Source organism: Vreelandella sp. 2A-K22, assembly GCF_054065485.1.
In genome coordinates this window covers 364,386-378,330 of the sequence record NZ_JBSUGC010000002.1, presented here as the reverse complement: position 1 = coordinate 378,330, position 13,945 = coordinate 364,386, and the positions used below count along the sequence as shown (strand labels likewise).

Below are 13,945 nucleotides of genomic sequence, written 5' to 3'. Positions count from 1 at the left end.
CTCACGGCTTGGCAAAAGAGGTGTTAAATTAGCTCACCGGGAGAGGTGGCCACTTGCACGGAATGCACTTCATTGTTGCCTGTCAGCTCAATTTCCCAGTCGCGCATTAGCGTGTATCCCGCGGGCAGCCGGAACATGGCTGGACTGGTAATACGCTGGTTAATCACGGTTTCCCCATCTGCAATGATCTTGAGATTCACTGGGTAGTCTCTGGCGATGACCTTCGCGCAGGTAAAGCCTGCGCCGCCCGGGGGTATCTCATGCAATCGTGACCGCCATTTATAGGTCATAGGCTGACCACGACCCCAAGCGCGAACGCTATTCCCCTGAATCACGTACAGCGTGTCGCGGGTAATGTCGTAGTAACCGCCGCTTGCACTCACGTCATAAAACTCAACGCCCTCGCCGGGAGTGAATGCAAAGCATCCACCGTTATAAAAAGCCAGATACTGCCCGTCATACCGGTAGGCATGGATGCTGCCTGGGTTCAGCGCCTGCCATTGTTCGCGGGATATCACCTCTCGGGTTACCACCTTGGCGCCCTCACCACCAGCCGCCACTAATCCGTCTGGCGAGGCGTACATGGCGTAGCCACCCATATCCACAATTGAGCGTTTCGAAGAACACGGCTGGTTAACGTTGAGCTTCATCTGCGCCATGGCGGCAGGGCTTGAGCCAGTCACTAACCAGGGCTGCCCAGTGGTTAATACCACCAAGCCGCCGCTAATAGCTGAAATACCCACCACCGGATCATCAAAGGCCAGTTGATAGCCCACCGGCCACGCATGAGGTCGGTAGGCTTCACAAAATGCGACGGTGCTGCCAAAGAAGCCGGCCAAAATGCCGTTAGGCAATTGGGTTAAGCCCTTGAGTTTTGGCGGAGGCATATCCCATTCAAGGCTCGGCAAAGTAAGTCCTAGCGCCGCTGAATTGATCTTGTCGACATAGCTCACTCTAGCGGCTGGCACCTCAGCCACATACTGGTAGTTGCCACCGCTTTCAGCACGATAAATCCGCTTGGCGATGATGTCCGAGTTACCGCTGGGAATGCCTGGCAGTGTCAGGTTGACATTACCCCCTGCAGGGATGCCTTCGCCCTCATCCCAACGGGTAATAAAGTTGGAGGGATCACTGGGCGCGCTTTCCTCTCCAAAGCTGGTAATGCAAGTCACGACATACACGGTTTCAAGCGCCGTACGCGGCGGGTACGTTATCTCTTCAATCACATCGCCATTCTCATTGGTGACCGGTGGCGGCGGTTTGCGATTGTTTGGTGCTGCTGCACTTGGCGCACTCGCCGGGGCAGGCACGCCCAGCTGGTACCAAGCAGATGGGTAAGGGCCGCCACCACTGGTGGCCATGCTGAGCGAACTCATCTTTGGCGTTCCCTGCCCCGTCCAATACACCCGCGCATAGTTATCGGCAGCTATTGGCGAGCGAACAACGTCAACATCGTAAATAGAGCTCCATGAAAACCAGAACCCATGGCCGTCATTACCGGCATCGTAGTGATAGAGATTGGCGGGATTAGAGACGCCCGGCAGCGATGCCACTGCTAACGGAGACTTTTCCGGCTTTAGCGTGCCACGCTTCAGATAAAGATTCCGCGCCACCTGTGCGTTATTCTCCGGCAGCAGTCGAGCGTCAAGGATGGGGACCTCACCCCGAAAGGCACTGTGTTGGATTTTCACTATTCACCTTTTAGGCACAAAAAAACCGCCAAGTAGGCGGCTGGTTCAGTACTCAGCAGGCAAACCCGCTGGAAAAAATTAGATTCAAGTGTGCCGTCCCTGGCCATCCTGAGTCAGTGCTACCCTCTCACTTTCCATAGAGTGACGCGTTCGTCATGCAAGAAGCGGCGTCCCTGGCGTCACATCTTTACAGTAGCAGCGTATTCGCATTTCCTATGTAAGAGATCGCTGACTTTTTTGTAAGAGATCTCTTACAACAGCCACAAAAAAATGATCAACGGCCAACTTATCTGAGGCTATTCAATAAAGAAACCCTGTCCTCAATCCCACAGTTTATTCAGAAGTTCGAGAACTGAGCCACCAATGGCTCCTGCAGCTGCGCTAGGTAGCACTGCCGCTAGACATCCTGGCCCAGCCACCGCACAGCCCGAAATACCACCCACGATAGCCCCTTTCGTATCTGCTTTCGCCATATCGAGAGCTGGGTCGCCATCCTCATTGGTAGAATCAGGATTGTCCTCCGCAGACATCGCCATGGTCGAATACACTTCCAGGTCAGCGTTATAGATTGTCGCTTGACCATCGTCGAGAATGCGCTGCGCCACAGTTACCGCATCCGCCAGCCCATCATTCTCAACGCCATGGCTCATGTTCGACTCTTGGAACCCTTCAAGTATGGTAAAAATCTCTTGGAACTCCCGCGCCTCACTTATATCACCGGACACATTCAGAAATTTTTGATACGTTTCTTCATTGACATCTGAAGCGTCAAGAACCTCGAGGCAATGTGCGGCTGTTTCCATTGCATACGAGGGTTCTTCAGCAAACTCAGCAACTTCCAAAAGGGTATAGAGCGTATAGCTCATGTTCTCGAAACTTCGATCTCCGGTATCAAGATCGAAATCATCAGCATACATATAAAGCATATCTGCATTGTCTATGACTGATTCAATGACCATTGTGTGATCTTCGACCCCTAGTTCTAAGCATTGCTCAGGCAGACCGCTCTCCGAAGCCGGTTGAGCGTGAGCATGCGATGAGATCGCTATAAGTGCCAGTGAAACGACAAAACCGTTTTTGTTATTCATTGCATGTCCTCACTTACATTCGAAATGGCAGTCCCCCAACTTTCCAATTAAGCATAGCAACGCTAGATCGGAAGCTATGATCAAATAGACCATCAACAGGTCGTTGGCTTTTGTTAGTCAGGCTAACTAGACATCTAATCATTCGGCAGAGGGACGCGACGGCTAAGGCCCGGTCAGAGTTAGATGCTAAAGAGCAGTAGCGTGCGTCCACTGCTTTATAAAGTCACAAAAAAACTGCCAATAGGCGGCGGGATAGCACACAGAGGGGGTTATGCTTCGATGTTTAAAGCGTGACGGAACAGCTCGTCAACTTCCTCATCCGTTAGCTCTAAAAGCTGAGATATTTCTAGCACCGTAGGGCTTAAGCGTCTGTACTCCCTAGCCAGTTGCCAGGCTCGACGAGTTCTTTTGGGCGTCTCCGGGTCTGCCATTAAGGCTTCTACTCGGTCTAAGTAACCAAAATCATCAAGTGCTTGCTTTGCTTGAAATTCGGATACCGTTGCTGTCTCGCGAAAATGCTGCAACTCGTACTCTTCGTTGGACAACCCTACGTAAGGAGCTACTTCTACGCGACTCGCATTTTTGTCCTCAAGAATACGGGCATAGAGATCTCTTCCTGCTTCTTCTGAATCATCAAGCCGAGCAGTGAACGGGATCCAGCCAAATTTTTCATGTTTTACCTCACAATTAATTTCACCTTCATTACGGGTATAGGTAGGGTTTCTGTACTTCATTAAGAAATCCTCTGCCAAAGCGTTATATTACTTAGCTGGGTTCCCTCTGCCCGTCCCATGCACATCCAAGTTCCCGATACTCGAATAGAAGAAGACACGAAGGCACCATTGTTCTGAGCGGTAAAAATTGGACACAGATCACTTCCCGGAACCGTTTCTCCACGGAGCTTCCGGTCATTGATTATGTATTGAGCTAAGACGTAACTACCCACAGCATCGAACCCACTAGCTGGAGCATATCGGCCATCGTGATCCCCACTAGTGCGGTGAGCGTTCATGGCTGCAGCGTTAAGCGCGTGGGAAGTACTGGAACTAGTTCGGCTTGATGTAGAAGGCACCCGAGCAAAGTCTATTGAGCCGGTAGTAATATTATTGGCGTTTATACTTCCTATATGTGACCCGTCTCCATAGAAGCCATCCTGCACCATGACCCGACCGTAAAAATAATGCGAGCCGTTAGAGCTGTCATAATGGGTGTGTCCAGAGTTCCGGTTACCGATCACAACGTAGCCGTTTGTGTTGTTATTAACTCTTAGCCCGCTATTCACGCCGTCCAGAACTACTGACTCTGGGAGATTAATAGCGCCAAAGAATTTAACATCGCGGTTCTGGTAATAAAGCTCCATTGCCTCATTGGCGGGAAGTGCTGTATTAGCATTGACCGCCCCCATACCGATGTGCCCGCGTCCGTCTCCAGTGTATGTAATATGAAAGGAGGCACCTACACTTTCCCCGAGAGTAATACCCGCCGCTTGCTCGACACCCGAATCGCCTGTGGTAGGGCTTTTCAGTGTGAGCCAGGGCCTAGCCTTATTCAGGTATAAATCAGACGTGATGGCTGAAAGATTGAGATTTTCAGTCGTCCAAACCTCAGCAGGTGTAGTCCAGGGGCCATTATGATTGCCCCCAATAAACAGCCTGTTTTGTGATTGCTGCGGTGTGTACAGAAACTTGCAGTAATTTTCCCCGACACTAGAAAAAAAGTAATGGCCATTGTTGACCGGTTGATTGGCTGCACTGTGCCCATAATAGGTACCGGTGGCGTGAGGCAGGTGTATGTCGTCGGTGATACGAGGACTCCGACCGTTAGACGCCAGAGCGAAAACAGTCGCAGGCGAACCTACTTCACCCACTAGGTCTAAGTCTGTGACCGGCTTGCGGCCCGTAACGTCAGCATTTCTCACCTTAACGCTGCGAAGCTCAGCCCCGCCCATGTTCAACTGCTTGTCTGTATCATTCCAATAGACCCGTAATTGCCCATTACCATATGAGCTATTGTAAGCACCGATGTAAAAATAGCCGTTGTTATGGGTCAGGCGAGCTTTTAGGTCGTTGCTGCCGAGGTCGGCCCCAGCACGCGGCACATATTGGCCGTGAGGATTCTCGGCCTCTCCGTGATCCATTAACGCCTGCCCTGCCCGCGCCTCAATATCGCTTGCCGTCCCGGCAGTCATGCGTAGCTCGATGGGCGTGTCTGGATCGTAGGCATGAGCTGTTCCTTCAAGTTCACGCTCGACAGTCAGCGAGTCCCCTGCCAGGGCTGTGACCTTCACCACCTCATGATCAAACTCACGTATCCCCTCACTGGTAAACTCCCAGCGGAACAGCGTTGCCCGGTACCAGTGGCTCCCTGGATCGATGAAGTTATGGCCAGGCTGAAGAGTGAGGCGAGTGTCTGCCGCGAGAACGGGCTCTGCGAGCTTGCCCCGCACGTTATTGGCGTAAATTTCAGCCATTAGAAATTCCTCACGATGACGAAAAATTCATCTTGGCGAACACGCCCCTCGCGCGTTCGCGTGGTCACCTCGACTTTGTAGCGCTTGCTATCCTCCCCGCCTGAGAGCCAGACCTTCACGCGCCGGTTGTCGTAGTCTCGCGTAACCGATTCAACCACCAGCCCTGACGGGGTGACCTCAACAGTGGGGGCTACCGTTTCGGAAAGGCCATCAGACGGCGTATCTCGCATCCAGTCGTTGTAGTCGAGGTCGTAATCCCACTCGTCAGCGGGCTGCATTGTGGACGTGCCTAATATCGCCATTAGCTCACTACCATGGTTCGATTTTCATAGGGAATGCGCATCGCTCGACCATCAAAGGGAACGATCATTTGACGATGATCAGGGGCGGGATGGGTGATATTGACGCTGAGACGTGAGCGAATCACTGACGCGACCGCGCTCATGTCGGCGGTACAGTGTACGACCCGCAAGGGTTCGGCATACAAGTCAGCAGTGACGCTAGATTCAGTATCACCGCGCTGGGCAAGCCTGCCGCCTACTTCAAGCGTGGCCTGAATATCCAGTACCGCGGTACCGCGAAGCGCGACGCGGCCGTCCTCTTCAAAGGTACCCACGACCCCGCCATCAGAATACGCTCCCCGAATGCGCCAGGGCGTTGCTTCAAGGCGTGCCGTGCTGGCAACGATGCGCTGTCTAGGCTCAACGATAATTGTCCATATCGCATCACCTTCAGCGTTGATCGTTATGTCGGCTTGCGCTGCTTGTGTCTTGGTGGGCAATGCTATTATCTGGGCGTTAGCGTCTATGTCTGCCGTTTCTTGGGTATACGTCCACCAAACAGCCTTCAGCGAAGCCAATACAATGCCGTCGTTTACATCAGCACCACGGCCGGGAATAGGCTCAGCTTCAAGGTGCGCCAATATTGTCGCATCAGTAAACGCACCCGCTAAACGGTCACCATCGCTCTGTACATCGGCACTAACACTTAATACCGCGTAGCCAGGCTGAATGCCGTTAACGTGTGCCTCAGCAAACAACTCACTGCTGAGGTAGAAGTCAGTGATACCGCCGGCATAAATATCGCCATCCATATCAGCGGTGGCGACAACCGCACCCGTTGCCGAAGCCCGCTGTATGCGCGTGGCCATCGCATCCAGTACGGCATCAACCTGCACATCTGAATGCCCGTAGCGTGTCACCACGCCCCATGCGGTTAGCTCAGAGTCAGCATAAATATCTGAGAAAAAGCGGTGAACGACTTCGTTGACGCTAAAGGCGGTCGTTACCTCACCCTCAATATCACCGAAGCGGAATACCGTTTCCTCGGGCAGTAGCCAAGCCTCACTACTGAGACTTGAGCTAGCTAAGTCTTGGGGCCTGTCGGCAAAGAAATAAGCGGTTGGGTCGCTAACAATCCCCGCCGCTCGTTTAGCCCATGACAACCCCTCTATCGAGGATGTGGTCGCACCGTCAGCGCTGGCCCTAATAGCAAGGCGACCACCGACCTCCATAGCAGAGCTGCCATTACCTTCCGCAATACCAGCGTGCGCATGTAACGGCTCGGCGACCGACGACATCGATGCCGATAGAATCGCCGACGCCATTAAAACGCGAACGCGGGAGGCACCGCTGTTATACGCGGTTGAATTAAAAGCCGAGCCGTTAAACATGCCTTAGCTCCTAATCCAGGCGCAGAATAAGCGCGCCGGTAGCGAAGCTAATCACATCACCGACTTCCAACGTTTTAGGCGTGGTGAGCGCTTCGTGATACAAGAGGTTGCCCGCATTGAGTGAGTCATAGATACCGATATGGGTAATGGTGATCGTGTGTGCGGGGTCATCATCTTGCACGGCATCAAAGGTCACGCTCGCGGCATTATTCGTCCGTGTGCGCCCTTCGGCATCCAACGCCGGGCTCGTCCAGCTACCCGTTTGTTTGCGCGTGTACCAATCCTCGTCAACCTCGCGTGAGGTTTGGTTTTCATCGGTAGGATCAGCGGTAAACAACGCTAAGTGAAGGTCAGCCACGGCGGGCGCGGTGAAGTTATCACCTCGCAGCGTGGCATTGATCATGCGTTGTTCCAGATAGTTCGACATAGCTCCCATGGGTGTTACCTCTCGGCAAGTGGGGAGTGGGTTTAGATAAAGCGCCGCGCTTTAACGCGTGCGCCACCTCGGGCATGGCCGAGTCGGGATTGCTGCTTAGCGTCGGTGATACCCGCCAAGAAGCGCCGTTCGTAGTAGTGGGCTAACTCTGGGTTTTGCCAGGGTTGCGGCATCATTAACAAACGCCAGCAAGCGCCATAGGCAATGGGCTCTGACCATAGGTTAGTGACCTCGCTGGGCGGCATATCGCCTCGCTTTGGTCGGCACGCTAAACGACCACTGACCGCGCTTTCGCTAGGCTTTTGGTCAAAGCGGATATCAGTGGGTGAACGTTGCTCAAAACCTTCCCCCTGCACGACCTCACGCCCATTTAAGGTTAGCGAGACGATGCGCAGTGGCTCGCCCTGCGGCGCCACAGTCATGGGGTAGTCAGAGTCAGCACCATAGATAATCGGCTGCTCGTCGGTTACCCACGCATCGGCTTGGGTGCAGAATTCCCGCGCTGCCCACTGAATAGCTTCGCGGATCGTCATTAACGGCGCTCCTGGTACCACCGTTATGACGTCTTGAACTAGATCATCACTGCTCATTGTCTTGCCCGCGGCGGATTAGATGAGCTATCAGGCGTGTTAGGCGAAGTGTGCTGATCCGTCTGCACTTTCTGACCCAATGCCGCCATGTAGGCTTGCATATGCATCTGAGCGCGATTGAGGTTCGCTGCGTGCTCAGCATCCTTGCTGTAGGCGCGATAAAGGATGTAATCAGTGGCCACCGGCACATAGGCATCGTTGAGCTTAAACGCTTCGTTTTGAATGCCGTTGAGCCCAGACGATACGTTATGTGGCGTTGGCACTGCCGAATAGATAATCTCGAGCTTGGCGCCGTTAGCCGCTGGTGGGTAAACATAAAAGTGCGTCGGATCCAGGTCATCGAACATATACTGTTCAATTTGCTGTGACGCTGTATCTGAGTGCCAGCTGCGTCGCGTCGAATCCAGCGCCCGCCGTGTGGTGACCATGACCGCCATTTGACTGCCTACGGTATTACGCACCACATCAATGAGACGAAGCCCATCGGAGGGTATTTGCTGACGCGTGCCCGCTGCTAGCGTCATCTCTGCGTTCATTGAGTAGGCATCTGGCTTAATCTGCACGGCCGCTTGATAGAACTCATTCAGCCAGCCAATCAGCTCTTCGTTTGTCCAGCGGGTACCAGCGGCCGTCACTTCCTGCAACACCAGCTTAGTATTGCGAATGACGGTGCCTACAGTCGTGACGGCCATGCTTACACCTCCTTCATGTTACGGCTTTTCGCCAACGCTGCCGTCCAGGGGAAGGTGCGCCCGTTCTTGATGTGTTTAAGCATCCGGCCCTCGTACTTGGGCTTTTCAGGGGCTGGAACATTCTCAAGGTCATAGCCGCCAGCATCTGGGTATAGCTCTTCCGAGGATGTGACACCCTTCTCAGCCAGCGTTTCAGCCGCTTCCAGCAGCTCGGCGCGAATCGTCTCAACGCCTTGGCGCTTATTGATTTCAACGTTTAGCTGCTTGGCGATAGGCTCAAAATCTTCCTTGGTCACCGCCTCTTCAATCTGCTCAATCAGTGTCTTGCTCATCGCGTGTTACCTCACGGTAAGTAAAACGCCACCCCGGAGGGTGGCGATATTGGGCGCTTAGGCAGCGCGCTCGGCGTAAAGGTGGCCCATGGCGTTGGGGTCAATGACCTCATAGCCGAAGACGTTGAGACCACGCACCAACTGACCGAAGTCAGTTGGGTTAGGTAAGTTCTCCATCTTGGTCATCTGTGACGCGAAGGTGAGCGCTTTCTTGTGGCCGAAGATCACGTTCGTGGCTTGGCGGGAAGTACTGGCATCGGTAACTTTCGACATGTTGTTGCTCACATACACGTCGAAGCGATCGAGCATGCCGACCTTCCCATTACGGAACACAGATTTACTGTCTCCCATCGCACTCGCATCGCGCAGGTCGGACTTTTTGAGCATGCCGTTCATCCACGCTGGCAACACAATCCAACGCTGATCTTCGGGCACGTTCTGTTCATCAAGTACCGAACCACAATCCACGATGGTATCGAGGATGTTGGTTTTAGAGACACCTACCGGGGCCCCAGCCTCGCCCATGTTGTAACTGCCAGACTCGCGGCCCGCTTCAGAACCGGCATTTTCGGCCGCTGCATCGGCAAACACATCGCCAAGGATCACCTTGTCGATGGCGATCTTCATCTGCTGACCAGCGTCGTCAGACCAGTTGTCCATCAACTTGATGTCCGCCTGGTACTCATCGACGTCGTTCACTTCAAAGGCAAAGTACTTCGCCTTATCGATGTGCAGCTCGACTTTGTCGCTGGTGGGCTTCTCGTAATTGAGACCGCCACCAATTTCATAGTCGCGGATGGTGATAGAGGGCGTGGTGCGGATCATCACCGTATCGCCCTGGCTCTTAATTTCCCCCTCATAATCCGTGTTGGAAATCTCAGCGAAACACGTTCGCGTATACAACTTCTCAATCATTTTTCCCGACCAGACCTGCGGAATAAAACCCGGGCTGGAGGTGCTGGAGTAGTCGGGATGACTTGCGTCGCGTACTGGGCCTGCCATTGGAATAACCTCTTATCGCCTCACGGCGAGGAATCGGAACCGCCCACCGGGTTAACGAACCCGGCCTTCTTTTTGGGCGGCGAAAATGTCGGCTTCCAGGCGTTGCGCTTCATCGGCGGTATAGCGGCCAGCGGTCTTATCGCGATAAAACTGGGAAATCTCGGCGCCCGTCCACAGTTTCCCGCCTTGAGAGCTTGGCGTTGGGGCTGCTTTCGTGGTGCGAGGCTCTACCTGTTCATCGGGTACCGTGCGCTTTTCCGGCGTTTTTTGCGTCGCCTGACTCAGATAGAGCTTGAAGATGTCTGCCACCCCCTTCGCGCTCAGGGACTGCTGCGCCGCACTCAGCGCTTGCTGATACTGCTTACCCGTTTGGGGATCGAACTTGCTAAGAAACTGCAGGAACGCAGGATCACTATTGATCTGACGGAAATTAGGTACCGCTTGCTCCAGGCTCACCCAAAAGCGCGCTTCGGTATCTTCTTGCTTTTCAGCTTCGATACGCTCCAAGCGCTCTTGCAACTCTTTGGTGTTACCTGCCTCTGGCGACGCGGCCTTCTGTTTCGTCATGCGTTCAATGAACGTCACCAGGTCTTCGCCGAACTCCTGCTTGAAGTGGGCGAGCTGGTCGTCACTGATACCGCTGTTATCCGGCGCGGGGCCTTGTTGCTCTAGCGCCTGAATACGCCGGTCTTTATCAGCGATCTGCTGGTTTAGCTGCTCAATCTCCTGACGCAGCGCGGGCATCTCACCGTTGTACTTACCTTGCAGCACCTGAAAGCGATGCTGCCAATACAGCGCATCTTGAGTTTCAGGCTTGGGTTCGTCTTTCGGCGGCTCTGCGGATTGCGTTTCTTCGGGTTGGGTCGTATCAGCCTGCCTTGTGTCGTCTTGCGGGTTTTGCTCGCTGCCAGGAGCCGGGGTTTTACCTTCTAGCTCAACCTCGGGATTCTCTGACGGGCGTTCAAAGTGCTTGGCGGCAGCGGCAGCTTGTGCCTGAACGGACTGGGGTAATGACATTTCAACTCCTATGACGCCTCTCGGCGTGTCTGTGAGCCGGCAAGTGCCGGGGTTCACGATTCGGGTAACGGGTTCAACCTGCAGTGTTGAGCGTTGCCCACAAAAAAACCGCCTCGATGGAAGCGGCTTGTTTGTGAGGCCGGGCGCTGCCCGACTATTTTGTATAGCGTGTATCGACGACTTCTCGCGCCGTTTCCAGCTTTTCAATCAGGCCTGCCAGGGCGATTGCCTCGCCCTGCTTACGGGCCAGTTCCAGCGTATCGCGGCATTGTTCCAGGGAGGTTCGACAATCCTCGCGCTGGGACTTGAGCATTGCCAACAGGCCTTGGCCGTCCTGACTGTTGTGGATTCGCGACAGGGCCTTCCACTGTAGTTCTGTCATGCTGGGCTCTCTGTGTTTCAACGATGAGTTTGGCAATTTCGGCCAGCAGATGCTGGGCATCCAGTGGTGCCATTTGCTGAGCTATCTGGGTATCCGCTTGGGTTTCAGCTGCATCAGCGCCGTACTTCTGGGCCTGCGCCTGCTTAACGGCCACCTCTGCTTGGGCTTTGGCCTGCTCAAGCTGCTGCTGGGCTTCCAGCTGGGCCTGCTGCGCCTGTTGCTGCTGGGCCAAGTTCTGTTCCATTTGCTCTTGAGTGGGGATCAGTCCAGGCATATCCAGCTTCTCCGCCGCGCTATCCAGCAGCTTGCGGCGCCCTTCCATACCTACAATGCCCATGTCTATATCGTTAGCGGTGAGCTGCAGGAATTGCTGGCGGAGCATGTTTGTCTGTTCGCGAATCAGCATCGCAGAGCTGCCTCGTGCCACGACGTTGCAATCACCTTTAATGCTTGGATCATCGCTGTACTGCATGTTGTAGAGCCATAGCGCCTCGATCACACGCCGCATCACACCACGGTCGATATGACGAATCGCATCTTTAATACCCTTGTTGGCCGATTCCATCAGCATAGATAGCCCGCTGGCCGTATTGCCTGCACCGCCTACGTTTTCGTTGCCATAGGTGTAGCGGGGAATATTGGTTGCGTCATCGGCGCGCTTTTCAAAAGCGTCGTAAACACTCAAGAGCTCAGCAGCATTGCTAGAAGGCTGGAAGAATCGCACAGCAGCATTATTGCCGGTGACATTGCCGTCCTTAGTCCGCCAAATCTTCCACGGGTAAATATTGGTCGGGTCTTCGTTGGGCTGTAGTCGCTCCTCGTAGACTTCAACTTGCGGGCCTGACGAAATGGCCAGGTTGTTCACCAGGCTTCGCGCCGTGGCATTACACACGTCTTGAATGTCGGCCATTAGCTCGGGGATCGCCTGCCCCCAGAAACTCCCCGGCACTGGCTGATAACTTGCTTTGTGATAGGGGCGGCGCTCTAGCGGGTCGCGATTGATACGCACCCGAATAACATGCTGACCAATCAAGATGGCTTCAATCTCGTATTCCGCCAGCGGATCTTCGATCTCGTCGGGGTTAATACCCCACTGCAGCAGCGTGACGCCCTGGGCACCGCCAGAATAAATCAAGCCGTCGATGGTCTCGCCATGGGTCAACCACTCATGGCCACGCCCTTCCAGTTCGGCGCGCTCGCCATCCGTCCAAAGCCAATCGCGCAAGCCACCTTGGCCGTATTGCTCCAACACACGACGAATCGCCTCTTCGTTGAAGGAAGGCACGCCAATCAACTGGTTTAACTGCATGCGGGTAAAACGTGCCCGCTCGATAATGAAAGCCCCATCATCAATGCTGGTAGCATCAGGACTTGGATACATATCGAACGGTGATACCCGCTCAAACTCTGGGCGTATCGTCGTGGTTTTAACCGGTTGCCAACCTTCTAGCCATTCCAATGTGGGCACACGGCGCAGGATCGGTGCACGGACAAACCCTGTCGGGTAGGTAACGAAGTCATCCACAAACTGCTCAAACGCCTCACTCCAGCCGCCTTCCGCTAACTGGTCAGCGATGGTGTCTTCGTGGCGCTCGGCGGCTTCCTCGGCCTTTTCCTGCGCCAATTGCCGCACTTGCTCGCGAGCCTGCTCAATCAGCGCGGCCATATCCACTTTCTGGCCTTCTTGCTGTGCCTGCATCGCCTGCTGTTGAAGCTGCTGAAACACCGGCATCACATATTCGTCAGGCACATCGGCGACCGGTGTTGGCTGCAATCCCCAGGGCTGCTCATTGGCGGGCATCATGATGTCCCGTATCCAGGCACCGGCAGCACGGCACTTGGTAGCGGTAATCATCATGTAAATTTCGGCGCCGCCCTCCTTACGGATAGCCGCTAGCTTGTCTGGAGAATACTCACCTTTACGGCGGCGCAGGCAATCGAGCAAGCGATACTCAACCTCTTGCTTCGCGACTTTTGCCGATTCCCAGGAGCGGCGAATATGGGCACCCAGCGACGACTCCATCAGTTGGCGGCGGCGCTCTTCTTCTGCGGCCATTTGCTGGGCAGCAGCTTGCTCTTCAACGTGCATATCCGATGCAGACTTGTACTGCAGCAGCCCCAAACTAGCCATTGGCGGCACCTTGCGTCAGTGCGCGATAGATGGCGGCATCGGCAGCACGTTTGTGGCTGCGCATCCGCTGCACATTGCGGCGCATTGGGCCTAATTGAGTGAACAGGTCAGTAACGTAACCCTTGGGATCCTGCAGGAACTCCAGCAGCTTGATGGTGAAGGTCACGCCCATGCCGCCTTCCACATCAAACTGCAGCCGCATGCCCGGCTCAGGCGTCGACACCTTCTCCTCGATAATGATCATATCGATCTGAACGTTGCCAACATCAGGGCGAATCTTCTTAGACGGAATGGGAATCTGGTGTTTCATCAGCTCTTGCGCAATACCCATCGCCGAATCGCGAGCGAGCTTTTCGATATCACGGCTCTGCAAACCGGCTAGGCGCAGCGTTGCCGTATTAGCCCGCTGCTGTTGTGAGCTGTCAGGTGCGGAATAAATCAT

The 13,945-nt window shown here is 54.3% G+C and carries 14 protein-coding genes; all 14 read right to left on the bottom strand.

What is annotated here, in order from left to right; all coding sequences use genetic code 11:
• Positions 1-23 precede the first annotated feature (23 nt).
• A complete protein-coding gene (locus ACW17M_RS04140) occupies positions 24-1,691 on the bottom strand; it encodes a hypothetical protein (RefSeq protein ID WP_457546963.1) in 1,668 nt (555 codons plus the stop codon).
• Positions 1,692-2,011: 320 nt separating this feature from the next.
• On the bottom strand, positions 2,012-2,779 hold the full coding sequence (locus tag ACW17M_RS04135) for a hypothetical protein (protein ID WP_457546962.1): 768 nt from the start codon (positions 2,777-2,779) through the stop codon (positions 2,012-2,014).
• Positions 2,780-3,048: 269 nt separating this feature from the next.
• Positions 3,049-3,513: a hypothetical protein gene (locus ACW17M_RS04130; RefSeq protein WP_211594384.1), complete on the bottom strand. Its 465-nt coding sequence runs from the start codon at positions 3,511-3,513 to the stop codon at positions 3,049-3,051.
• Complete coding sequence (locus ACW17M_RS04125; protein ID WP_457546961.1) at positions 3,513-5,249, bottom strand: hypothetical protein; 1,737 nt, start codon at positions 5,247-5,249, stop codon at positions 3,513-3,515. Before ACW17M_RS04125 ends, ACW17M_RS04130 begins: the two co-directional genes overlap by 1 nt.
• Positions 5,249-5,527 (bottom strand): phage fiber-tail adaptor protein, encoded by a 279-nt coding sequence (locus tag ACW17M_RS04120; protein ID WP_141224362.1) that lies wholly within the window; start codon positions 5,525-5,527, stop codon positions 5,249-5,251. The genes ACW17M_RS04125 and ACW17M_RS04120 overlap by 1 nt, the downstream gene beginning before the upstream one ends.
• Positions 5,528-5,550: 23 nt before the next feature.
• Positions 5,551-6,921, bottom strand: coding sequence for a hypothetical protein (locus ACW17M_RS04115; protein WP_457546960.1), 1,371 nt, complete (start codon positions 6,919-6,921; stop codon positions 5,551-5,553).
• Between the two features lie 10 nt (positions 6,922-6,931).
• Complete coding sequence (locus tag ACW17M_RS04110; RefSeq protein WP_141224364.1) at positions 6,932-7,357, bottom strand: phage tail fiber protein; 426 nt, start codon at positions 7,355-7,357, stop codon at positions 6,932-6,934.
• Positions 7,358-7,389: 32 nt separating this feature from the next.
• On the bottom strand, positions 7,390-7,890 hold the full coding sequence (locus ACW17M_RS04105) for a hypothetical protein (protein WP_457546959.1): 501 nt from the start codon (positions 7,888-7,890) through the stop codon (positions 7,390-7,392).
• A 53-nt stretch (positions 7,891-7,943) separates the two neighbouring features.
• The gene (locus ACW17M_RS04100) at positions 7,944-8,639 is read right to left on the bottom strand and encodes a phage adaptor protein (protein ID WP_457546958.1); all 696 of its coding nucleotides are present in this window, start codon (positions 8,637-8,639) and stop codon (positions 7,944-7,946) included.
• 2 nt (positions 8,640-8,641) lie between these two features.
• Positions 8,642-8,971: a hypothetical protein gene (locus ACW17M_RS04095; RefSeq protein WP_211594390.1), complete on the bottom strand. Its 330-nt coding sequence runs from the start codon at positions 8,969-8,971 to the stop codon at positions 8,642-8,644.
• 57 nt (positions 8,972-9,028) lie between these two features.
• Positions 9,029-9,874, bottom strand: coding sequence for a phage major capsid protein (locus tag ACW17M_RS04090; RefSeq protein ID WP_457546957.1), 846 nt, complete (start codon positions 9,872-9,874; stop codon positions 9,029-9,031).
• 150 nt (positions 9,875-10,024) lie between these two features.
• Positions 10,025-10,990 carry a hypothetical protein gene (locus tag ACW17M_RS04085; RefSeq protein WP_457546956.1) on the bottom strand — a complete coding sequence of 322 codons (966 nt, stop codon included), beginning with the start codon at positions 10,988-10,990 and terminating at the stop codon, positions 10,025-10,027.
• A 239-nt stretch (positions 10,991-11,229) separates the two neighbouring features.
• A complete protein-coding gene (locus ACW17M_RS04080) occupies positions 11,230-13,503 on the bottom strand; it encodes a portal protein (RefSeq protein WP_457546955.1) in 2,274 nt (757 codons plus the stop codon).
• Positions 13,496-13,945: a hypothetical protein gene (locus ACW17M_RS04075; RefSeq protein WP_457546954.1), complete on the bottom strand. Its 450-nt coding sequence runs from the start codon at positions 13,943-13,945 to the stop codon at positions 13,496-13,498. The genes ACW17M_RS04080 and ACW17M_RS04075 overlap by 8 nt, the downstream gene beginning before the upstream one ends.